This window comes from Pseudomonas nitroreducens TX1 (assembly GCF_000313755.1).
GTDB classification, from domain to species: domain Bacteria; phylum Pseudomonadota; class Gammaproteobacteria; order Pseudomonadales; family Pseudomonadaceae; genus Pseudomonas; species Pseudomonas nitroreducens_A.
Genome location: NZ_AMZB01000122.1, coordinates 38,566 through 61,626, shown reverse-complemented (window position 1 = coordinate 61,626; position 23,061 = coordinate 38,566). Strand labels below are relative to the sequence as shown.

Here is a 23,061-nt window from a genome sequence, read left to right as displayed (position 1 = left end):
TCAGTTCGACATCGCCATGCGCCTCTCCCGCTTCTTCATCGACGCCCCGCTCTCCCTCGGCCAGCACGAGCTGCCCGAAGCCCAGGCCCACTACATCGGCCGCGTACTGCGCCATAGCGCGGGTGACGCGGTGCAGCTGTTCGACGGCTCGGGCCGCGAATTCCTGGGCGAACTGATCGAGGTGGGCAAGAAGAACGTCCGCGTGGACCTGCGCGAAGCCTTCGACGGCCAGGCCGAATCACCGCTGCGCGTGCACCTTGGGCAGGGCCTGTCCCGTGGCGAGCGCATGGACTGGGCGATCCAGAAGGCCACGGAACTGGGCGCCAGCGAGATCACCCCGATCGTCAGCGAGCGCTGCGAAGTACGCCTGAAGGACGAACGCGCCGACAAGCGCATGGCCCATTGGCGCCAGGTAGCGATCAGCGCCTGCGAGCAATGCGGCCGCTCGGTACTGCCGCTGTTCAATGCGCCGGTTACCCTCGCCGAATGGCTGCAAAGCTGCGAGGCACAGCTCAAGCTGGTGCTGCACCCGGTGGCCGAGCCGCTGACCAGCCATGACAAGCCGGCAAGCCTGGCCTTCCTGATCGGCCCGGAAGGCGGTTTGAGTGATGCGGAAGTGGCGCAGGCCCAGTCGGCTGGATTCCATGCCGCGCGACTTGGGCCGCGCGTGTTGCGCACCGAGACTGCGCCGGTGGTGGCGTTGAGTGTGGCGCAGCAGCTGTGGGGGGATTTCTAACCGGTTCGGCGTGGGGCGGGTTCGCGAGCAAGCTCGCTCCTACAGGTGCCGGTGAGTAGGATGTGCTCTTCGTAGGAGCGAGCTTGCTCGCGAACAGCCCAGGCGCCCAGCCACTCAGATTCCCCGCAGCGCCAACCCCGCCAGCACCAGCAACACCACCCCACACGACGCATGGCTCACCCGATGCCAGCGCGGCGAGGCGTTGCGCCGCAGCCAGTCCACCAGCGCGGCGCAGAGGAAGCAGCAGAGCACCGAGGCGGTCATGAAGCCGGCGAAGAACACCAGTGAATCCGCCAGCGACGGCACGCCGTCCACCAGCCCGGCCATGGCGCCGCCCAGCGCGCCCCAGTAGACGATGTTCTTCGGATTCGACAGCGACAGCAGGGCCCCGGAAGCGAAGGCGCTGGCGTGGTGTTTCGCGCTGTCGCCCTCCTCTACCCCGCCAACCTGGCGCGCATCGCGCAGGCTCTGCACGCCCAGCCAGGCCAGGTAGGCGGCGCTGGCCAGGGTCAGCGGCAGGCGCAACGTCTCGTGGCCCAGCAGCAGCGCCAGCCCTGTCAGGCCGATCAGCGCCCACACCGCGTCACCGATCAGCGAGCCGAACTGCACCAGCAGCGCCGGGCGGAAGCCGCCCTTCAGGCCGCGGCGCAGGGTTTCGGCGAGGACCGCGCCGGGCGACAGGCAGAAGACGATGCCGAACAGCAGCGCGGCGAAAAACAGGGTCATGGGGCGGCTCCGGGCAGATGACGATGGGGCGATTCTGCCCGGGCGGCGACCGCCGGACTTGAACCGGATTGCTCAACGCAGGGCGCGCTGGAAGCTCCCCGGCGACACGCCGTAGGCCGCGCGGAAGTGCCGGTTCAGGTGGCTCTGGTCGGCAAAGCCGAGCGCATGAGCCACTTCCGTGGCTGGCAGGCCGGCGCGCAGCAGCGCCTGGGCGCGGCGGGTGCGCAGTTGCATCGCCCACTGCCGGGGGCTCAGGCCCACCTGTTTCTGGAAGCTGCGCAGCAAGTGGAAGCGCGACAGTCCGAGGTAGGCCGCCATCTCGTCGAGGCTGGGCTGGCGCGCCAGGTCGGCGGCCAGCCAGTCCTGCAGGTCGGCGATCCGCCCGCCCTGCGCGACCACCTCCTGCGGCAGGCGCACGCCCATGGCGCGGGCGATATCGGCCAGCAGCAGGGTCAGTCGCTCTTCGCCACGCTGACGAACGAAGCTGTCCTCGCCCAGCACACGCTCCACGGCGTCCGCCAGGGCAGCAGCCAGGGTCGGCAGGCGGCGGCTGGGGCGTTCGAATTCCAGGCGCTGAAGGCCGAGCATCGCCGCCAGCGGATCGGGCGCGACGTAGAGGCTGACGAATTGCCAGGGCTGGCCTTCGGCAACGCCGCCGCCCTGGATCTGCCCCGGGTTGTATGCGGTGATCGCGCCGGGGCCCGCATCGAAGGTTCGGCCGTCCAGCCAGACGCTTTCCTCGCCGCGCAGGTTGGCGCTGATGACGAACTCATCGTGGCTGTGGCGTTCGAAACGGTGGCCGCCGAGGGTGGCGCCGGCGACCTCGAAGCCGGGTGGGTCCCCCAGCTGGGCAAGGCGCAGGCCAGCACTCATGGCTGGCTCAGATCAGGCCGGAGTCGGCCAGTTTCTGCTCCAGCGCGGCCAGGTCGGGGATGCGCGCGTGGGCGTCACCCAGGTCCACCGCGTCCAGCTCCAGGGGCGCCAGCGGCACGTCCAGGCGCTTGAGGTCGTCGCCGACCTTCAGCGAGCGCGGGATACCCTGCACCAGCAGGGCGAAGAACTTCACGTTGGGCCTTCCCCCCAGGGCATTGACCACGATCACCCGCGCGCCGGGGCTGACTTCGGCCCGGCCGTTGGAAGCGGCCTCGAAGGACAGCAGCGGCAGGCGCAGGTCGCGCCAGGCCACCTGGCCCAGGTACCAGGACGGCAGGCCGTCCACCGGGTGCGGGGCACGGTAGGTGATCAGCTCGGCCACCGCCACGTTGGGCAGCAGCAGGTTGCGGTCGGCCAGCGGCACCAGCAGGCCGGTCAGGCTGCCGGGGGCGGCGTTGGCCACGGCGGTGTTGGCGGCGCTGGCATTGGCGACGGGGAGATCACTCATCGGGCCTTATCTCACTGCGTGACGACGCCGATACATTGCTCGGCGAGGTGATTGACCAGCGCCGCCGCGAGTTCTCGCGGGTCGCCGGAAAGGGTGCTGTAGCCGCCTTCGCGCAGGCTGTCGGGCATGCTGGAGCAGGCGCAGCTGTCGGCGCGCTGGGTCCAGATCGGCGCGCCCTGGCGGCGCACGTAGGCCGCGGCGGCGCTGCCGTCGCTGCACATGCCGCTGAACACGATCACGCCGCAGCGATCACCGTACTGCTGGGCGAGGTTGAGCATCATCTGGTCGATGGACGGGCTGTAGGGCTCCGGCCAGCTGCGTTCTTCCACGCGCATCCGCGCCGAATCGTCGAAGCCCAGTTCGCGGGCGATCGGCACGACCACGACTTCGCCGCAGCGCACCGGGTCGCCGTCGCGCACGGTGTTGACGTGCCACTGGCTATGCCGGCCCACCGCTTGCGGCAGATTGGCCTCGAAGGAAGCGTCGATGTGCTGGGCGTACAGGAAGCCCACCGGCAGGCCGCCGGGCAGCGCATCGAGGAAAGTCTTCACCGCCGCCGGGCCACCCAGCGAGGCGGCCAGCAGCCAGACCTGCGCCGCCGGTTCGCCGGCCTTGAGCGGGGATGCCGCGAGGTCATCGGGCAGCGCCACGCGTGTCGGGCGCTGGGCTTCGTCGAGCAGCGCCGCCAGGCTGCTGCCGACGCCGGCGCTGGGGTCGCCCACCAGCTTGCGCAGCTTGGACACCAGCCGCCGCTCCCAGCGCGGGTAATGTTCGGAATGCCGCTCCGGCGCATGACCTTCGCCGAACAGCACGGGCACCCGCGATTGTTCCAGCAGGTTGTCCACCAGCGGCGAATCCTCCTGCTGCGCCAGGTCCACCAGCCACAGGTCGGTCTCGCAGGCGTCCAGTTGCTCGCTCTCAAGGCGCGCAGGGTCGGCGTTGAGCACCACCTGGTAGCCGTGGCCCGCCAGGGCCTGGGCCAGTACGTGGCGCTGCAGCGAGGTGTCGGCGATCACCGCAATGCGCGGGGTGCTCTGTTCAGACATGGGTCTTCACCAGCTTGTGGATGTTCTCCAGCAGCTCGGATTCCTGGTACGGCTTGCCCAGGTACTGGTTGACACCGATGGCCAGGGCACGGTCGCGGTGCTTCTCGCCGGTACGGGAGGTAATCATGATGATCGGCAGGTCCTTCAGCTGTTCATCGTGGCGCACCAGGGTGGCCACCTCGAAGCCGTCCATGCGCGGCATCTCGATGTCCAGCAGCATGATATCGGGCTTGTGTTCCTGCAGTTGGGCAATGGCGTCCACCCCGTCCTTGGCGGTGAGTACGTTCATGCCGTTGCGTTCCAGCAGGCGGCTGGTGACCTTGCGCACGGTGACCGAGTCGTCCACCACCATGACCAGGGTCGGGCGCTGGTGCTCGATTTCCGCGGCAGCCGGGCCGGCCAACTGGCGGCGCGGCGCGTGCTGGACGTGCTGCGCATGGAGTACGCGGATGGTCGCCAGCAGGTCGAGAATCACCACCACGCGGCCGTCACCGAGGATGGTCGCGCCGGAAATGCCGCTGACGCCGGCGAACTGCGCACCGAGGCTCTTCACCACGATCTCGCGCGAGCCTGCCAGAGCATCCACCTGCACCGCCACGGCGTGGTCCGCCGAGCGCACGAGGATCACCGGCAACGGCAGCGACTGCCCGACCAGCTTGGGATGCTGGCCGTTGTTGAGCAGGTCACCGAGGTATTTCAGTTCATAGTTCTGGCCGGCGTACTCGAAACTCGGCGCAGCGCCGGCCTCATCGGCGGCAGCCTGCTCGTAGAGGGCTTCCAGTTCATACGGGGAGACCCGCACGATGCCTTCGATGGTGTTCAGCGGCAGGGCGTAGAGGTCTTCGCCGGAAAGCACCATGAGCGCGCGGTTCACCGACACGGTGAACGGCAGGCGGATGTCGAAGCGGGTGCCTTCGCCAAGACTGGAATGGATGCTCATGGAGCCGCCGAGCTGTTTCACCTCGGAGTTCACCACGTCCATGCCCACGCCACGGCCGGAAATCTGCGTGACTTTCTCGGCAGTACTGAAGCCGGCCTCGAGGATGAACTGCAGCACCTCGTGATCGTTCAGCTCGCTGTCGTCGGTCATCAGGCCGCGTTCGATGGCCTTGCGGCGCACCGCGTCCAGGCGAATGCCAGCGCCATCGTCGGCCAGACTCAGGAGGATATCGCCGCCCTCGCGGCCCAGGGTCAGGCGAATGGTGCCCTGCTCCGGCTTGCCGGCGATGCGGCGCGCCTCGCCGGACTCGATGCCGTGGTCGACCGCGTTGCGCAGCATGTGCTCCAGCGGCGCGACGATACGTTCGAGCACGGTGCGGTCCATCTCGCCTTCGGCGTTGCTGACTACGAACTCGACCTGCTTGCCCAGCTCGCTCGCCACCTGGCGGACGATCCGGCGCAGGCGCGGCACCAGGCGGTCGAAAGGCACCATGCGCGTGCGCATCAGGCCTTCCTGCAGTTCGGTGTTGACCCGCGCCTGTTGCAGCAGCAGGGTTTCGGCGTCGCGGTTCTTGGCGGCAAGGGTTTCCTTGAGGTCGAACAGGTCGGACGCGGACTCGAACAGCGCGCGCGAGAGCTGCTGCAGCTGCGAGTAACGGTCCATTTCCAGCGGGTCGAAGTCCTCGTAGCCGGCGCGCTCGGCGTCAGCCTGGTGGCGCGAGAGGATCTGCGCCTGGGTCTCGGTATCGAGGCGGCGCAGCTGATCGCGAACCCGCTCGATGGTGGCGTCCATTTCGCCCAGGGTCGAACCGACGTCGCTCACCTGCTGCTCGACGCGGCCACGGAAGATCGAGGTCTCACCGGCAAGGTTGACCAGGCCTTCGAGCAGTTGCGCGGGCACCTTCACCAGTTCCTGCGGCGCGCGGCGCGCGGCGGCTTCCTGGGCGGCTTCCTGGGCACGGCGAACGAAAGGCAGCACCACCGGCGCGTCGACGCGTTGCGGCACGGCCGCGGCCATGATGGCTTCGGGCAATGCCGGCAGGCTCACCGGGGCCGCCTGTTCGGCGATCGGCTCCTCGGCGAGGTCTTCGTGCTGGCTATCGGCAGTCCCTACTTCACCCAGGTGCAGGCGCAGCTGGTCGACTTCGGCCTGCAGGCCTTCGAAGCCGGACTGCGCGTCCATCAGCAGGCTTTCCGGCCAGGGCGCGCCCTGCTGCTGGGCTTCGCTCAGGTGCTGTTCGAGGTCATGGGCCAGGTCGCCCAGGCTGGTCTGGCCAGCCAGGCGCGCACCGCCCTTGAGGGTATGGAGAATGCGCAGCAGCTCGTCGAGCGCACCGTTCTCACGCTCGGCGTCCCAGCGGCCCAGGGCCTGTTCCATGCTTTCAAGCAGGTCGTCCGCCTCTTCCAGGAAGATATCCAGGATGTCGGCTTCCGGGCCTTCCGGCGCGGCAGCGGTGGGGCTGATCGCATGCAGGCTGACGCTGCTGGGGATGCTCAGTTGTTCTTCGGGGTTGGCACGAAATCGGTGGATCGCGTCAATCAGCGATTCACCTCCCGGAATCGGGCGATGCTGCTGGACCGCTTCGAGCATCTCGGCGAGACGGTCATGGCAGCGCTGCAGCAACTCGAAGAGTGTCGGGCTGGCGCGCAGGCGCCCGCCGCTGAGGCCTTCGTAGAGGAATTCCAGTTCGTGGGCAAGGTCGCCGATGGGGCGGATCTCGGCCATCCGCGCGCCGCCCTTGAGGGTGTGCAGGTCGCGTTGCAGCGCTTCCAGCTCCACGCCGTTGTCGGGGTTTTCCATCCAGCGATGCAGGGCACCGGAGGAGCTTTCCAGAATGTCGAAACCTTCCTCGAGGAAGATTTCCACCAGTTCCTGATCGCGGTCTTCGTCCAGCTCGTACTCGCTGTCCTGCACGCCCACGACTTCCGCGCCGGCGACCGGCGCAGCGGGCTCGATGACCTCCGGCCGGGCCTGCGACGACTCGCCGATTTCCGCTTCGGCCTGGTCGAGGACGGCCTGCAGGTCGAGGTCATCCGGGGCGGCTTGCTGCTGCGGCTCGACCGCGGCATCGGGAACGGCGCTCTCCAGGTCAACGCGGTCGGGTTCGAAAGCTTCCGGGATGAAAGCTTCGCCAGCTTGCGGCGTTGCCTCGGCGGGCAGCTCCAGCTCGATCTCGGCTTCGATGACTGGCGGCAGCTCGAGGGTTTCTTCCTGCTCAGCCACCGCTTCCTGCTGCGCCGCCAGGGCCTGCGGCAGGTTCAGGCCGGCGGCCGGGTTCTGGCGGAAGGTGCGGATGGTCTGCACCAGGTCGGCCGGGTCGGTCAGTGCCTGGCCGGCCTGCAGCTGGTCGAGCTGGGTGGCCAGGCGGTCGTGGCAGGTGCGCAGCAGGTCGCCCAGCGGCGGGCTGTGCTGGAAGCGATGATCCAGCAGGCCTTCGTAGAGCGATTCGAGCTCGTGGGACAGGTCGCCGATCTCGCGGATTTCCGCCATGCGCGCGCCGCCCTTGAGGGTGTGCAGGTCGCGTTGCAGGGTCGAGAGCGCGGCAAGGCCTTCGGGCGAGGCCAGCCATTGGTCCAGCGCCTGGCCGGCGTTGTCCAGGATGTCGACCGCCTCTTCGAGGAAGATCGCCACCATTTCCTCGTCCAGCGCCCGCGGCTGTTGCGGGGCGGGATGGGCATGCGGCGTCTCCGCGGTGATGACGTCATCCTCGTCATCGTCGGCGGCGCCGCGCGGGGCGCCATCGTTGTCATTGCGCGGCGACCAGCTCAGGCCGTCGGGCAGGTTGTCGTCGTCCACCGGGCGGCTGTCGAGGAGGAACTCCTCGTCTTCGGCCGGGAAGTCGTCGGCCGTCAGGCTTTCCAGGTCGACGAACTCGGTGCCCGAGGCGTCCTGCAGATCGGCCCCAGGTTCATCCAGTGCGGCGACCGGAGCGTCCAGCAGGCGGTGCAGCGCCTCGACCTGTTCGGGGCGGGCGCTGACCTGCAGGGCGGCAGCCACCTGGTCCATCATGCCGATCAGCGCCTCGTGGGCGGCCTCGGCAGCGGAGAAGAAGGCATCGCCGGTTTCCAGGCGCCCCTGGCGCACGGCGCCGTAGACGGCCAGCAGGGCGTCGGCGAGCTCCGCCATCTGCGGCAGCTCGGCCATCTGCGCGCCACGGCTCAAGGTTTCCAGCTCGTCGTACAGGGCACCCAGCTCCTGGCGCTCCTGCGGGTGCTCGCGCCAGCGGCGTAGCAGGTCCTCGGCGTCGAGCAGGATGTCCATACCCTCGGCGAGGAACATGCCGATCAGGTGCGGATCATTGCCACTGCCCTCGCCACTTTCACCACGACGCTTGGCCTCGGCGGCCTCCAGGCGCTCCTGGTGGATCTGCGCGATGCGCGCCAGCAATTCCTCGCTGCCCTCGATGGGCGCCAGTGGGCGGCCTTCGACGAGCTGGTCGAGACCGATGCGGAACAGGCCTTCGGCGGCGTGCAGCAGCTCGGCCTCGCGCAGGTCGACCTGCAACAGGTTGGTCTTGAATTCCTTCACCAGCCGCTCCAGCGGCGTGGCGATCTCGGCGATCGGCAGGATGCCGGCCATGTGCGCGCTGCCCTTGAGCGTGTGCAGGGCGCGCTGCAAGTCGTCGGTCACCGGCTGCGGCAGCTGCTGCGCGCAATCGGCGAGGAAGCCGACCAGGGTTTCCAGATGGGCTTCGGCCTCGTTGCGGAAGATCTCCAGCAGCTGCGGATCGAGGCTCTCGTCGAGACCTTCGTTGGCGGCCTGCGCGGCGATTTCCTCGACATCGGCCAGCTCGGGCGTGATGTCCTCGACCGGCGGCGCCGACTCAGGCAGACCACCATCGGGCGGAGGCACCGGCTGCCCCTTGGCCAAGGCGTGGGCGGTGGCGGCCAGGCGGTCGACATCGTCACGCTGGCGCTGGGCGCTGGCGGCATACTCGTCGACCAGCTCGGGCATCAGCCCGACCACGTCCTGGACCACCTGCAACACGGCAGGCGAGGCGGCGATGCTGCGGTCGAGCACGCGGTTGAGCAGGTTCTCGATGGACCAGGCCAGCTCGCCGATGACCAGCGCGCGGACCATCCGGCCACTGCCTTTGAGGGTGTGGAAGGCACGGCGGATCTCGGTCAGCGAATCCCGGTCATCGGTATTGGCCAGCCAGGTCGGCAGGTGCTCGCCGATGGTTTCCAGCACTTCGCCGGCTTCTTCGATGAAGACTTCACGCAGCTCCTCGTCGATCGGTTCTTCGTCGGCGGGCGGTGGCAGCAGGCTGGGCGGCACATCCTGGGCAGGCGGGTTGATCGCCTGGACCGGTGCAGCCATGACTTCGGCCAGGGACAGCGGCTTGGCCGGTGCCTCGGCGACCGGCTCGGGCTCGGCCGGCGGGCTGGGCAGCTCGACTTCCGGCAGTTCCAGGTCGGCGATGTTCTCGTCGCTCCAGGCTTCGGCCTGGAAAGCGGGGGTTTCGGCTTCGGCCAGCGGCTCCAGCTGCAGCGGCGCGTCGAGGCTGAAGTCGACGCCTGCATCCAGCGCGTGCGGTTCGCTCAGTTCGCCCAGGGTCCAGTTGTCGTCGCTGACCAGCGAGGCTTCCGGCTCGGGCTGCTCGACGGTCACTGCAGGGGCGTCGAAGCTCAGGTCGTCCAAAGACTCCAGAGTCACCAGCGGGGCGGGTTCGAGGGTTTCCAGGCTGGCGAAGTTTTCGTCCAGTTCCAGGGTCGGCGCGGGCGATTCGGCGGCCGGCTGGCTCAGGTCGACGCTGAACCAGTCTTCCTCGGCAGGCTTCTCGCCGGCCGGGGTGAGCGATTCCATGTCCCAGCTCAGCTCGTCCACCGAAGCCGGGGCGGCCTCCAGAGACGGCAGGCTGGCGAAGTCTTCGGGCAGTTCCGCGGTTGCCGGGGCTTCGCTCGGCGCGACGGTCAGGTCCAGGGCTTCCCAGGACTGCTCGGCAACGGCGGTCTGCGCCTGAGCCGGTTCCTCGAAGCGCGGTGCCTCGGCCAGCGGGGCAGCGTCGTCCAGGCTCCAGCTCAGTCCATCGGCCAGCGGTTGCGCGGGGGCTTCTTCCAGCGTTTCGAGGCTGAACTCGATGCTGTCGGCCTTATGGCTGTCGTCCAGCGACCAGCCCTCGTCGGCCAGGGTGGTATCGGTGATCGGTGCAGCCGGTTCCAGTTCGATATCCCAGCTGAGGCTGTCCGGCTCCAGGGTGGCAGTCGGCGCGCTCGATTCGGCAGAGGCGGCCAGCGGCTCGACCTCGTCCAGGGTCCAGGCACCCAGTTCGGCGGTGGGCTCGGCGGCAGGCAGGCCGGAGTCCAGCTGCAGCGGCTCGAAGGTAAAGCTCGCTTCGGCTTCGCCGGCGGGCTGGGCCTCGGATTCGGCGGGAAGCTCGAAGTCGGCCAGGTCCAGGAGCGGTTCATCGACCAGTTGCGGCTCTTCGACGGGAGCCGGCTCTTCCAGAGGAGCCGGTTGGGAAGGCTGCTCGACCGACGGCTCGACGCTGTCGGCGACTTCTACCGGCGCGCCCGGTTCCGTGACTTCGTCCACTGGCGCTGCTTCGGTCGGCTCGTCCAGCGGCTGGGCGGCCAGCACGTCGATTTCGTCGAGCGGATTATCCAGAGGTGCGGGCAGAGGCGCCGGCGCATGGGTTTCCGGCGCGGCGTCGAGGATCGACGGACGTGGCTTGAGCGAGTAGCCCAGGCTGTCCAGGCTCTCCTCGGCCACATCGAGGATCAGGTCGCCCTGGGTGTTGTGGTCTTCCGACAGGCGCTCGAGGTAATACTCCACGCTGGTGATGGCGTCGGCGAGGGTGTCCAGGCTGTGCCAGTCCGGCACGGCCTGGCGCACCAGCAGTTGTTCCTGGATGTAGCGATTGCAGTTTTCCAGCAGTTTCGCCGCACGTTCCTGGGAGATCATCGCCAGGCCGCCGCGAACCTGCGTCAGCAGTTCCGGCACGCGGGCCAGGTGCTCGTGGTTCCACTGCGAGGCGATGAACTCGATGATCGCGTCCTTGGCCAGTTCCAGGCCGTTGCGCGCTTCCTTGATCACCACCTGGTGGATCTGCTCGACGTCGGTGGTCGGCAGCACGTTCTCTTCGCGGCCCGGCTCCTCGCTCGGGCCGACCATGCCGGCCAACGTGGCTTCGACATACAGCAGGGCACCGGCGACATCCATCAGGGTCGCGTCGTTGGGCTGGCGCTGGCCGTGGGCGAGCCCGCTGACCACCTCGATCTGGTCGAGGATGACCTTGCGCGGCTGGCCGAAACCCAGCACGGCGAGGGTGTCGGCGATCTGCTTGAGCGGCGCCAGCAGGCTGCCCAGTTCGTTGACGCCGCTGCGGTCGCTGCGCACGAAGAGGTCGAGGCTGTCCTTGACCCTAACCAGCTCCTCGCACAGCGCGCCGACGACCGAGCGCATGGCGTCGCGGTCGGGGCCGGCAAGGCGGGCGCGTTCCTCGTCCACCAGGGCCGCGCCCGGCAGGGCGTCGTCCAGACGGTACTCGTCCTTCACCGCGCGCACGCGCGGCGACTGGTCGGAGGCCTTGGCCACGTAGAACAGCAGGTTCTTGATCAGTTCGTCGGGCGCCGGCTGGTTCATGGCGTCGGCGCCCTGGTCGACCAGGCGCTTGAACTCACGGTCGACCTGGCGCAGCAGGTTACGCACCGAGGTGCCGTTGGCGATGCTGCCGTTGGCCAGGCCTTCGATCATCGCCGAGGCGATCACCCACAGGCGGCCCAGCGGGGCGTCCTTGCACAGGGACTCGAGACGGGCGAAGACGCGCGCCAGATAGCCCAGGTTGGTCGGCAGGTCCTGGTTGCGGATGACGCCGACCAGAGCAACCTGCAGCATCTGCCGCAGCTTGCGCAGCAGTGCCGGCAGTTCGGCGGTACGCAGGCGCGCCAGGGCGTCCACCGGCAGCACCGGCGATTCCTGGGACAGGTCGGGGGCGAACAGGCTGGTTTCCGACAGCAGCTTCTCGCCACGGGCGGTGCGCAGGTCGTTGAGTAGCGGCAGCACGACCAGCGGCAGGTCGCGCCGGGCGCTCTGGATCCGTTCGAGGTACGCCGGCAGTTGCAGGATGGCCTGCATCAGCACTTCCAGCGCCTCGCTCTGGCTGGAGGCCTTGCCGTCGATCAGGGCCTGGGTCAGGTACTCCATTTCCTCGGCGAGCAGGGCCGCGCCGTAGAACTCCACCATCTGCAGCGTGCCGCGCACCTGGTGGATATAGGCCAGGCAAAAGCCCATCCGCGTCGGGTCCTGGGGATTTTCGACGTAGGATTCGAGGGCTTGCCGCGCCTGCTTGAGCGTTTCGGCAATCTCGCCTTTTACCCATTCCAGGGCGACATAATCGTGCCGATCACCCATAGCCACTCCACTCATGTGTCTGTGTCATCCCTTCCGGGTAAAGGCCAGAACGCGCTCATCGGCGACCGGTTCGAGCAGCGGGTGGTGCCAATCGGCGACCTCGCCCACTCCGATCACCAGCAATCCCCCGGGCGCCAGGCGCTCGGCCAGGCGATTGAGGATTTCCCGCCGCCGCCAGCGGCGGAAATAGATCAGCAGGTTCTGGCAAAAAATCACGTCCATGCCGGACATTGGCGCCTTGGCCAGTTCCAGCACATTCAGCCGCGCGCAACAGACGCGCCCGGCGAGATCGGGTATCACACGGTATCGACCGTCATCCTGCGCGCTGAAATAGCGCGTGGCCAGTTCCGGGTCGATATCCTCCAGCTTGCGTGCCGCATAGATCGCCTCGCGCGCCCGGTTCAGCGCATTGAGGCTGATGTCGGTGCCGGTCACGCCGAACAGCGGCGCCAGACCTGCGTCTTCGAGAACCTTGGCGGCCACCATGGCGAGGGAGTAAGGCTCCTCGCCGCTGGAACAGCCGACGCTCCACAGCGCCAGCGGCCGGCTCGGGCCGACCTGCTCCAGACGCTGGCGCAGGTAACGCTCCAGCACCTCGAAAGAGGCCTTGTGGCGAAAGAAACGGGTTTCCTGGACGGTGAGGCGGTCCAGCAGGTTCGACCACTCGACGGCGCCGCGCGGGCCATCGGTGACCTGGCGGTAGTAGGTGCCATAGTCGGCGATGCCCAGCTCGCGCATCCGCGCGCCCAGGCTGGTCTGCAGGAAGGCGCGGCGCTGTTCGTTGACGACGACGCCGGTCCGGTCTTCCAACAGTGCCTGCCAGTCGCGGAAGTCCGCGGCCGACATGTCGGCCAACGGCTGCAACGACCAGACGCCACTTGCCTGCATGTCGCGCCCCTCGCTCAAGATTGTCGTGCGCTACCCGGTCAGGAGCCGCGCACCTCCTCTGCTCAGGCCTGTTCGGCGGTGTCCGGCAGTTTGAAGCCGGATACGGAGTGGCGCATCTCGCCGGCCATCTTGGCCAGGTTACCAATGCTGCGTGCCGTAGCGGTGGTACCGGCGGAGGTCTGCGAGGTGATCTCCTGGATCACGTTCATGGTGTTGGAAATATGGCCGGCGGAAGAGGCCTGCTGACGGGCGGCGTTGGAAATGTTCTGGATCAACGCGGCCAGGGTCTTGGATACCTTCTCGATCTCTTCCAGAGACACACCGGCGTCCTGCGCCAGGCGGGCACCGCGTACCACCTCGGAGGTGGTCTGTTCCATCGAGATCACCGCTTCGTTGGTGTCGGTCTGAATGGTCTTAACCAGCGCCTCGATCTGCTTGGTCGCTGCGGAAGAACGCTCTGCCAGACGCTGTACTTCGTCCGCTACCACGGCGAAGCCGCGGCCCGCGTCGCCCGCCATGGACGCCTGGATCGCGGCGTTCAGGGCGAGGATGTTGGTCTGGTCGGCAATGTCGTTAATGAGGCTTACGATGTCACCGATCTCCTGGGACGATTCACCCAGGCGCTTGATCCGCTTGGAGGTGTCCTGGATCTGCTCACGGATGTTGTCCATGCCGGTGATGGTGTTGTGCACCACCTCGTTGCCCTTGTTGGCGATGGCTACGGAACGTTCCGCTACCGCCGAGGATTCGGAGGCGTTCGCCGATACCTGGTCAATGGACACGGCCATTTCGTTGATCGCAGCGGAGGCGCCGGCGATTTCCTGGGCCTGGTGCTCGGAAGCCTCGGCCAGGTGCATGGCGGTGGCCTGGGTTTCCTGGGCGGCGGCGGCCACCTGCACGGCGGTCAGGTTGATGGTTTCCACCAACTCGCGGAGCTGGTCGATGGAGTAGTTGATGGAGTCCGCGATCGCACCGGTGAAGTCCTCGGTTACCGTCGCGGCCACCGTCAGGTCACCGTCGGCGAGGTCGGCGATCTCGTCGAGCAGTCGCAGAATCGCCGCCTGGTTACGCTCGTTCTTCTCGGCGGTCTCGGCCAGCCGGCGGTTGGTCTCACGCACCATCACCAGGCCGATGAGGATGATCGCGCCCAGGGCGATGATACCCAGCGCGGCGCTGGCGACCTGGTTGAACACACGGCCTTCGGCCAGGTTCTCGAAACCGTTGGCGAGGTTGGACGCCTTGTCCAGCAGGGTCTGCGAACCGCCGAAGATGGTGTTGGCGGCCTCACGGACCTGGAACAGCTCCGGGGAGGTCTCGAGGATCTCGTCCACCGAGCCGGAAACGAATTCGAACAGCTCGGCGATCTCGTTGAGGCGATCCACCGCTTCGGCGTTGGTCACCTTGGAGATGCTCATCGCCGCGTTGCCTTCCTTCATGCCCTTGAGTACGCGGCCGAACAGGCTGGCGTCACGGCCGAAGCTGTCCGCGGCCTGCACCGAGTTCTCGTCACCGGCCAGCACCTTGTTCACCGAGCCGAGGATACGTTCGGCCAGCAGCGACTGGCGCTGGGCTACCGCGACCTGGTCGGCCGGGGCGCCGTTTTCCAGCAGGATGTCGACGACCTCTTCGTACTCCACCTGCAGCTGCGGGATGGTTTCGGCGAGGGTCGCGGCCACCTGGTGCAGGGACAGTACGGTCTGTTCGCTGGCGAGGATGGAGTCGGCGTTCTTGCGCAGGGTGTCCCAGTCCTTCTGTACATCCGCCATCTGCGGTTGCACGGCATCCGGGCTCGGCGGCAGGCCGGTGCTTTCGTCACCCTTGGTCAGGATGTTCCAGCGCTTCTCGAAGTCGTTGCGCGCTTCTTTGAGCAGCTTGAACGCCTCCGCCTTGCCCGCCGCGGCTTCCGTGGCGTTCTTGGCGATACGCTGGGACAGCACGCGCAGCTCGCCGGCATGGCCGATGTACTGCTTGTCGTGGTTCGCCTGGGTGTTGAGGTAAGCGAAGTTGGCGAACAGCAAGACGATCGCCACGATCAGGACCACGAAGAGTCCGAGGATCAGCGAACTGCTGCGCGCACCCGAAAAAAGACTGCCTGCCTTTATATTTTTCATATTCGGCCCCCGCCTGGACCCACCACGATTACGAATTCCATGTCACAACAAGGGCCGGCAACGCCGGCCCAACCGGTCAAACGCTAGCTGGCGACATCCAGGAACCCCGGGTGCTGAGCCAGCGCATGCGGGCTGAACACGAGCCAGGGTTGCTCCCGATGGAAGACGCCATGGATAAAGGGCTGCAGGACCGCTTCCAGCGGTGGCAACTGCTCGGAGAAGGTGTCCACCGGGAAGTGCTGCATGCCGAACACCTCATCGACGATGAGGCCGGCGAAGACTTCCTGGTGCTCCACGACGAGCACGCGCCGCTGTTTGCGCAGAGGCGAAAGCTCCGCGCCGAGGAAGCCGCACAGGTCCATGATCGGCAACAGGCGGCCGCGCACGTTGGCGACCCCCTTCACCCAGTCACGGACACCGGGCAGCAGTGTGTAGCGCGGTTCGTGAAGAACCTCGCCGACCTCCCCCATGGGCGCCACGAACAGGCGCCCAGCCATGCGAAAGCCGATGCCGTTCCAGCTCTGCACCACTTCGCGCTGGGCGGGCAGACCCGCGGCCAGCTGACGACAGCGCTGATCGATCTGGACGAGAACCTCGAAAGGACTCTGGACTTCCGCCATGCCGGCCCTGGCCTTCTCTAATAATTATGTTCGGGTGTGCAGCAACGGCTGGATCAGCCGGCCAGCACCGAATTGATGGTCTTGAGCAGTGTTTCCTCGTCCACCGGCTTGGTCAGGTAGTCACGCGCGCCCTGGCGCTTGCCCCAGACCTTGTCGGTCTCCTGGTCCTTGGTGGTGACGATGATCACCGGAATCGCGCTGGTTTCCGGGTCCTTGGACAGCTGACGGGTCGCCTGGAAGCCGTTCAGGCCGGGCATGACGATATCCATCAGGACGACGTCGGGCTTTTCCTGGCGAGCCAGGGCCACGCCATCGGCGCCATTTTCGGCCTTGAGTACCTGGTGCGAGTGCTTTTCCAGCATCGCGGTCAGCTTGTACATCTCGGTCGGCGAGTCATCAACAATCAGAATTCGAGCCATTGTGGTCCCCATACGGAATAGGCGTCACCGGCGCTCGCGCCGGACTTCAGGAAGCGTGCTCCACCGGGGTGAAGTCGGGCACATGGGTCTTGATCGCGCCGAGCAGTTCTTCCTTGCTGAAGGGCTTGGTGAGGTACTGATCGGAACCGACGATGCGACCCTTGGCCTTGTCGAACAGGCCGTCCTTGGAGGACAGCATGATCACCGGCGTGGATTTGAATGCACTGTTGTTCTTGATCAGGGCGCAGGTCTGATAGCCATCCAGGCGCGGCATCATGATGTCGACGAAGATGATGCTGGGATGGGTATCGGCGATCTTGGCCAGCGCGTCGAAGCCGTCGATGGCCGTAATGACATCGCAGCCGACTTTCTTCAGCAGGGTTTCAGCCGTGCGACGAATCGTCTTGGAATCGTCGATCACCATTACTTTCAAACCGTCGGAATGCTGTTCCATGTTCGCCCTTACCATCTCGGTGAGTCGTTTTTCCGCTTTTTATTTCAGTGCGCACGCGCCCTGCCACCGTCGGGCTGCGACCCAATCGTGGGAACCTTTTACCACAATCGTCAGAATCTTTACCACGCCCAGCAAATTCAGGCCATAAGACCCGGAACACGCAGGCTTTTTCCTTGACCGAGCGCACATCCAGCGCCACCCTGAGCGTCCATTTTCAGCCTTTGCGGCGCGGCCTGATGCCGCAGCCCCCCGCCGACGAATTTCCCCCAGGAGGACATCCCATGAGCGTACGCCTCGGGATCGTGATGGACCCCATCGCGCAGATCAGCTTCAAGAAGGACAGCTCGCTGGCCATGTTGCTCGCCGCCCAGGCCCGCGGCTGGCAGCTCTTCTATATGGAACAGCAGGACCTCTACCAGAAAGAGAACGTCGCCCGCGGTCGCATGCGCCCGCTCAAGGTGTTCTACGACCCGGCCCACTGGTTCGAGCTGGAGGAGGAAGTCGACCAGCCGCTGTCGGACCTGGACGTGATCCTGATGCGCAAGGACCCGCCCTTCGACAACGAATTCGTCTACTCCACCTACCTGCTGGAACAGGCTGAAACCGCCGGTACGCTCATCGTCAACAAGCCGCAGAGCCTGCGCGACTGCAACGAGAAGTACTTCGCCACGCTGTTCCCGCAATGCGCGCCGCCGACGGTGGTGAGCCGCCGGTCCGACATTCTCCGCGAATTCGCCGCGGAGCATCGTGACATCATTCTCAAACCCCTGGATGGCATGGGCGGCTCGATGATCTTCCGCCACCGCGAAGGCGACCCGAACCTCTCGGTGATCCTCGAGACCCTGACCCGCCACGGCCAGGAACAGGTCATGGCGCAACGCTACCTGCCGGCCATCAAGGACGGCGACAAGCGCATCCTGATGATCGACGGCGAACCGGTGGAATACTGCCTGGCGCGCATCCCCGCCCAGGGCGAGACCCGCGGCAACCTCGCCGCCGGCGGCCGGGGCGTGGCCCAGCCGCTGACCGAGCGCGACCGCTGGATCGCCGCGCAGGTCGGCCCGGAACTGCGCAAGCGCGGCCTGCTGTTCGTCGGCCTGGACGTGATCGGCGAGAACCTCACCGAGATCAACGTCACCAGCCCGACCTGCATCCGCGAGATCGATGCGGCCTACGACACGCGCATCGGTGAGAGACTGATGGCAGTCATCGACGAAAAGCTCAAGGCGCGTAGTGCGTCATAGACTTTTATAAGCCTCGTCGGCAGACTTCCGCCCCACCCTGGCCCGTGCGATCCGCAATGAACGCTGCAACCCACCAAGACTTCCCCATGTCCTCCGGCGTACGTCCGGCGGACCGTCTGGGTTTCACCCTGTTCGTTGCGGCCATCCTGCACGTGGCCGTGCTGCTGGGGGTGGGCTTCACCATGCCCAGCCCCAGCCAGCTGAGCAAGACGCTGGAAATCACCCTCGCCAGCTTCAAGAGCGACAAGGCGCCGGAGAAGGCGGACTACCTTGCGCAGATGAACCAGCAGGGCAGCGGCACGCTGGAACACAAGGCGATCCCCAAGACCACCGAGCAGGCGCCGTTCCAGGACACCGAGGTCAAGAAGGTCTCCCCGCCGGCCACGCCGCGCCAGGCCAAGAGCCCGGAAGCGCCCAAGGCCGCCGTCGCCACCCGCACCCCGCGCCCGGACAAGGTGCAGACCAAGCAGCAGACGCCCAAGGCCGAAACCGTCGCCAAGCCAGCGCCGCAGTTCGATTCAAGCCAGCTTTCGGCGGAAATCTCCAGCCTGGAGGCCGACCTCGCCCGCGAACAGCAGGCCTACGCCAAGCGCCCGCGCATTCACCGCCTGAGCGCCGCCTCGACCATGCGCGACAAGGGCGCCTGGTATAAAGAGGAATGGCGCAAGAAGATCGAGCGCATCGGCAACCTCAACTACCCCGACGAGGCCCGCCGCCAGCGCATCTACGGCAGCCTGCGACTGCTGGTGTCGATCAACCGCGACGGTTCGCTCTACGAAGTGCAGGTGCTGGAATCCTCCGGCCAACCCCTGCTCGACCAGGCCGCCCAACGCATCGTGCGACTGGCCGCCCCCTTCGCGCCCTTCTCGGGCGACCTGAACGACATCGACCGTCTGGAAATCATCCGCACCTGGCGCTTCGAGCGCGGCGACCGCCTGTCCAGCAACTGACCCGACTCGCCCGACGGCGCCCGTGGTGCGCCGGTGCGCTTTCAAGTCTTGTCCCTTTGACCCGCAGGCCTGAAACTAGCCGGCATGAAAAGCACAGCCGCCAGCTACCTCAAGCACCATTTCCTCATCGCCATGCCGCACATGGCGGATGCCAACTTTGCCCAGACCGTCACCTACATCGTCGAACACAACGAGCAGGGTGCCATGGGCCTGATCATCAACCGCCCCAGCGGCCTGAGCCTGGCCGACGTGCTCGAACAGTTGCGCCCGGACGAACTTCCGCCGGTGCGCTGCCAGGGCATGACCATCTACAGCGGCGGCCCGGTGCAGACCGACCGCGGCTTCGTCCTGCACCCTGCCGGGCGCAGCTACCAGGCCACCCTGGAAATGGGCGAGCTGTCGCTGTCCACTTCCCAGGACGTGCTGTTCGCCATCGCCGACGGCAGCGGCCCGGCACAGCACCTGATCACCCTCGGCTACGCGGGCTGGGAAGCCGGCCAACTGGAAGCGGAACTGACCGACAACGCCTGGCTGACCTGCCCCGCCGACCCGGCGGTGCTCTTCGAGGTACCGGCCGAGCAGCGCCTGTCGGCGGCCGCCGAGCGCCTGGGGGTCAACCTCAGCCTGCTCACCGCCCAGGCCGGGCACGCCTGATGAGCAGCAAACCGCTGCGCCTGCTCCTGGGGTTCGACTACGGCACCAAGCAGATCGGCGTCGCCGTCGGCCAGGCCATCACCGGCCAGGCCCGAGAGCTCTGCGTGCTCAAGGCACAGAACGGCGTCCCGGACTGGAGCCGCGTCGAAGCCCTGATCAAGGAGTGGCAGCCCGACGCCATCGTCGTCGGCCTGCCGCTGAACATGGACGGCACCCCCAGCGACATGAGCGAGCGCGCCGAGAAATTCGCCCGCCGCCTGCATGGCCGCTACAACCTGCCGGTACACACCCACGACGAACGCCTGACCACCTACGCCGCCAAGGGCGAGCGCCTGGCCCAGGGCCAGCGCGACGGCTACCGCGAGCGCCCGGTGGATGCCCTGGCCGCCGCCCTGCTGCTGGAGGGTTGGCTGGCGGAAAACGCCCCTGCCTGATCCCAGGCCCCTGCCTGCCATGGCCGCAGTGTCCTTGACCTGAGGCAGCGCCAGCGCAGCGAAAGCCACTAAGCTTGCCGGACCACTCCTTCCCGGAACGGTCCGCCCCGATGGCCGCCCGCGCCGGGTGGCCTCGCCAACCGAACCGGAGACGTCATGACCCTGCCCAGCCCCGCCGAACTCATCACCCGCATGGCCACCGATCTGCGCAACTACCTGGCGCAGCGCGGCATCGACTCGCCGCGCTTCGTCGGCATCCACACCGGCGGCATCTGGGTCGCCCAGGAACTGCTCAAGGAACTGGGCAGCGACGAGATCCTCGGCATCCTCGACGTCTCCTTCTACCGCGACGATTTCAGCCGCAGCGGCCTGCACCCGCAGGTCCGTCCGTCGGAACTGCCCTTCGAGATCGACGGCCAGCACCTGGTGCTGGTAGACGACGTGCTGATGAGCGGCCGGACCATTCGCGCCGCGCTCAACGAGCTGTTCGACTACGGTCGGCCGGCCAGCGTGACCCTGGTCAGCCTGGTGGACCTGAACAAGCGCGAGCTGCCAATTCGCCCGGATATCGTCGGCGAAACCCTGTCCCTGGCACCCAACGAGCGGGTAAAATTGCGCGGTCCCGCACCACTTGTCCTCGAGCGCACGCTTCTCAGCACCGCGCTGTGACCCCGCGCGCCCGGACCTCCACTCCCAACTTTCAGGGCCTGCCACATGCCGACCGACGCCAAGCGCCCGCTGCAGCTCAACGACCTGGGCCAGCTGCGCCACTTCCTCTCGCTCGACGGGTTGTCCCGCGAACTGCTGACTGAAATCCTCGACACTGCCGACTCCTTCCTCGAAGTCGGCGCCCGCGCGGTGAAGAAAGTCCCGCTGCTGCGCGGCAAGACCGTGTGCAACGTGTTCTTCGAAAACTCCACGCGCACCCGCACCACCTTCGAGCTGGCGGCCCAGCGCCTGTCCGCCGACGTCATCTCGCTGAACGTGTCGACCTCCTCGACCAGCAAGGGCGAAACGCTCACCGACACCCTGCGCAACCTGGAGGCCATGGCCGCCGACATGTTCGTCGTGCGTCACAGCGACTCGGGCGCCGCGCACTTCATCGCCGAGCACGTCAGCCCCAATGTCGCCGTGATCAACGGCGGCGACGGCCGCCACGGCCACCCGACCCAGGGCATGCTCGACATGCTCACCATCCGCCGCCACAAGGGCAGCTTCGAGAACCTCTCGGTGGCCATCGTCGGCGATATCCTGCACTCGCGCGTAGCCCGCTCGGACATGCTGGCGCTCAAGAACCTGGGCTGCCCGGACATCCGCGTCATCGCCCCGCGCACCCTGCTGCCGGTGGGCCTGGAAGAACAGTACGGGGTGAAGGTGTTCACCGACGCCAACGAAGGCCTGAAGGACGTCGACGTGGTGATCATGCTGCGCCTGCAGCGCGAGCGCATGGCCGGCGGCCTGCTGCCCAGCGAAGGCGAGTTCTTCAAGCTCTACGGCCTGACCCAGAAACGCCTGAAGCTGGCCAAGCCCGACGCCATCGTCATGCACCCCGGCCCGATCAACCGCGGCGTGGAGATCGACTCCGCCGTGGCTGACGGCGAACAGTCGGTGATCCTCAACCAGGTCACCTACGGCATCGCCATCCGCATGGCCGTGCTGTCCATGGCCATGAGCGGCCAGAACGCCCAACGCCAGCTGGAACAGGAGGACGCGCAATGACCGTCAGTATTCGTGGCGCCCACCTGATCGACCCGGCCAGCGGCCTGGACAAGGTCTGCGACCTGCATATCGAGGCCGGCCGCATTGTCGCCATCGGCGACGCTCCCGCAGACTTCCACGCCGCCCAGGAAATCGACGCCGCCGGCCTGATCGCCGCGCCCGGCCTGGTGGACCTGAGCGTCGCCCTGCGCGAGCCGGGCTACAGCCGCAAGGGCAGCATCGAAAGCGAAACCCGCGCCGCCGCAGCCGGCGGCGTCACCAGCCTGTGCTTCCCGCCGCAGACCAAGCCGGTGCTGGACACCTCGGCGGTCGCCGAGCTGATCCTCGACCGCGCCCGCGAGGCCGGCAACGCCAAGGTCTTCCCCATCGGCGCGCTGACCAAGGGCCTGGCCGGCGAGCAGCTGTCCGAGCTGGTCGCCCTGCGCGACGCCGGCTGCGTGGCCTTCACCAACGGCCTGGCGCCGATGGCGAGCAACCGGGTACTGCTGCGCTCGCTGGAATACGCGGCGACCTTCGACCTCACCGTGATCTTTACCTCCCAGGACGCCGAGCTGGCCGAAGGCGGCCTCGCCCACGAAGGCCCGACCGCCAGCTTCCGCGGGCTCGCCGGCATCCCGGAAACCGCAGAGACCGTAGCACTGGCGCGCAACCTGCTGCTGGTGGAGCAGTCCGGCGTGCGCGCGCACTTCAGCCAGCTGACCAGCGCCCGTGGCGTCGAGCTGATTGCCCAGGCCCAGGCCCGTGGTCTGCCGGTCACCGCCGACGTGGCGCTGTACCAGCTGATCCTCACCGACGAGGCGCTGGCGGACTTCTCCAGCCTGTACCACGTGCAGCCGCCGCTGCGCTCGCACAAGGACCGCGACGCCCTGCGTGACGCGGTGAAGAGCGGCGTGATCCAGGCCATCGCCAGCCACCACCAGCCCCACGAGCAGGACGCGAAGAACGCCCCGTTCGCCGCGACCGACCCGGGCATCAGCAGCGTCGAGTTGCTGCTGCCGCTGGCCATGACCCTGGTACAGGACGGCCTGCTCGACCTGCCGACCCTGCTCGCACGCCTCTCCAGTGGCCCGGCCGCCGCCCTGCGCCTGCCGGCCGGCAAGCTGGCGGTGGGCGCCGCGGCGGACGTGGTGCTGTTCGAAGCCGACGGCCAGACCCTGGCGGGCGAGACCTGGCACTCCCGTGGCCAGAACTGCCCGTTCCTCGGCCACTGCCTGCCGGGCGTGGTGCGCTGCACCCTGGTGGACGGGCATATCGTCCACGCGGTGTAACGCCCTACCCGCCCATGAAGAAGCCCGCCGATTGGCGGGCTTTTTCCTGATGCCGCAACAGTCCGCCATGAGCAAAGGAGCAGCTCCCTCTCCCTTCAGGGAGAGGGTTGGGGAGAGG

At 67.3% G+C, this 23,061-nt stretch carries 18 protein-coding genes; 8 read left to right on the top strand and 10 right to left on the bottom strand.

What is annotated here, in order from left to right:
* Window positions 1-16: 16 nt before the first annotated feature.
* Complete coding sequence (locus C167_RS0120320; protein ID WP_017520140.1) at window positions 17-736, top strand: 16S rRNA (uracil(1498)-N(3))-methyltransferase; 720 nt, start codon at window positions 17-19, stop codon at window positions 734-736.
* A gap of 114 nt (window positions 737-850) precedes the next feature.
* On the opposite strand, the gene C167_RS0120315 is transcribed toward C167_RS0120320, so the two are convergent.
* From C167_RS0120315 to pilG, 10 genes are all read right to left on the bottom strand, one after another.
* Window positions 851-1,462: a LysE family transporter gene (locus C167_RS0120315; RefSeq protein ID WP_017520139.1), complete on the bottom strand. Its 612-nt coding sequence runs from the start codon at window positions 1,460-1,462 to the stop codon at window positions 851-853.
* Window positions 1,463-1,534: 72 nt separating this feature from the next.
* Window positions 1,535-2,335 (bottom strand): AraC family transcriptional regulator, encoded by an 801-nt coding sequence (locus C167_RS0120310; protein ID WP_017520138.1) that lies wholly within the window; start codon window positions 2,333-2,335, stop codon window positions 1,535-1,537.
* Between the two features lie 7 nt (window positions 2,336-2,342).
* Window positions 2,343-2,843, bottom strand: a complete 501-nt coding sequence (locus C167_RS0120305) for a chemotaxis protein CheW (protein ID WP_017520137.1) — start codon at window positions 2,841-2,843, stop codon at window positions 2,343-2,345.
* Window positions 2,844-2,854: 11 nt separating this feature from the next.
* Window positions 2,855-3,889: a chemotaxis protein CheB gene (locus C167_RS0120300; RefSeq protein WP_017520136.1), complete on the bottom strand. Its 1,035-nt coding sequence runs from the start codon at window positions 3,887-3,889 to the stop codon at window positions 2,855-2,857.
* Window positions 3,882-12,182, bottom strand: coding sequence for an Hpt domain-containing protein (locus C167_RS0120295; RefSeq protein WP_017520135.1), 8,301 nt, complete (start codon window positions 12,180-12,182; stop codon window positions 3,882-3,884). The genes C167_RS0120300 and C167_RS0120295 overlap by 8 nt, the downstream gene beginning before the upstream one ends.
* A gap of 24 nt (window positions 12,183-12,206) precedes the next feature.
* Window positions 12,207-13,070, bottom strand: coding sequence for a protein-glutamate O-methyltransferase (locus tag C167_RS0120290; protein ID WP_017520134.1), 864 nt, complete (start codon window positions 13,068-13,070; stop codon window positions 12,207-12,209).
* A gap of 62 nt (window positions 13,071-13,132) precedes the next feature.
* On the bottom strand, window positions 13,133-15,181 hold the full coding sequence (locus C167_RS0120285) for a methyl-accepting chemotaxis protein (RefSeq protein WP_017520133.1): 2,049 nt from the start codon (window positions 15,179-15,181) through the stop codon (window positions 13,133-13,135).
* A gap of 83 nt (window positions 15,182-15,264) precedes the next feature.
* Window positions 15,265-15,801: a chemotaxis protein CheW gene (locus tag C167_RS0120280; protein WP_017520132.1), complete on the bottom strand. Its 537-nt coding sequence runs from the start codon at window positions 15,799-15,801 to the stop codon at window positions 15,265-15,267.
* A gap of 53 nt (window positions 15,802-15,854) precedes the next feature.
* Complete coding sequence (pilH, locus tag C167_RS0120275; protein WP_024766237.1) at window positions 15,855-16,220, bottom strand: twitching motility response regulator PilH; 366 nt, start codon at window positions 16,218-16,220, stop codon at window positions 15,855-15,857.
* A 46-nt stretch (window positions 16,221-16,266) separates the two neighbouring features.
* On the bottom strand, window positions 16,267-16,674 hold the full coding sequence (pilG, locus tag C167_RS0120270; protein ID WP_015475142.1) for a twitching motility response regulator PilG: 408 nt from the start codon (window positions 16,672-16,674) through the stop codon (window positions 16,267-16,269).
* A 281-nt stretch (window positions 16,675-16,955) separates the two neighbouring features.
* On the opposite strand from pilG, the gene gshB reads away from it, so the two are divergent.
* The 7 genes from gshB (at window position 16,956) to C167_RS0120235 (ending at window position 22,943) form a co-directional block, all read left to right on the top strand.
* Window positions 16,956-17,918, top strand: a complete 963-nt coding sequence (gshB, locus tag C167_RS0120265; RefSeq protein WP_017520129.1) for a glutathione synthase — start codon at window positions 16,956-16,958, stop codon at window positions 17,916-17,918.
* Window positions 17,919-17,974: 56 nt separating this feature from the next.
* The gene (locus C167_RS0120260; RefSeq protein WP_026079163.1) at window positions 17,975-18,868 is read left to right on the top strand and encodes an energy transducer TonB; all 894 of its coding nucleotides are present in this window, start codon (window positions 17,975-17,977) and stop codon (window positions 18,866-18,868) included.
* 84 nt (window positions 18,869-18,952) lie between these two features.
* On the top strand, window positions 18,953-19,522 hold the full coding sequence (locus C167_RS0120255; protein ID WP_017520127.1) for a YqgE/AlgH family protein: 570 nt from the start codon (window positions 18,953-18,955) through the stop codon (window positions 19,520-19,522).
* On the top strand, window positions 19,519-19,956 hold the full coding sequence (gene ruvX / locus C167_RS0120250) for a Holliday junction resolvase RuvX (RefSeq protein ID WP_026079176.1): 438 nt from the start codon (window positions 19,519-19,521) through the stop codon (window positions 19,954-19,956). Before C167_RS0120255 ends, ruvX begins: the two co-directional genes overlap by 4 nt.
* 156 nt (window positions 19,957-20,112) lie before the next feature.
* A complete protein-coding gene (pyrR, locus tag C167_RS0120245; RefSeq protein ID WP_017520125.1) occupies window positions 20,113-20,625 on the top strand; it encodes a bifunctional pyr operon transcriptional regulator/uracil phosphoribosyltransferase PyrR in 513 nt (170 codons plus the stop codon).
* A gap of 45 nt (window positions 20,626-20,670) precedes the next feature.
* Window positions 20,671-21,675, top strand: a complete 1,005-nt coding sequence (locus C167_RS0120240) for an aspartate carbamoyltransferase catalytic subunit (protein ID WP_017520124.1) — start codon at window positions 20,671-20,673, stop codon at window positions 21,673-21,675.
* Window positions 21,672-22,943 carry a dihydroorotase gene (locus C167_RS0120235; protein WP_017520123.1) on the top strand — a complete coding sequence of 424 codons (1,272 nt, stop codon included), beginning with the start codon at window positions 21,672-21,674 and terminating at the stop codon, window positions 22,941-22,943. The genes C167_RS0120240 and C167_RS0120235 overlap by 4 nt, the downstream gene beginning before the upstream one ends.
* The last annotated feature ends 118 nt before the right edge of the window (window positions 22,944-23,061 follow it).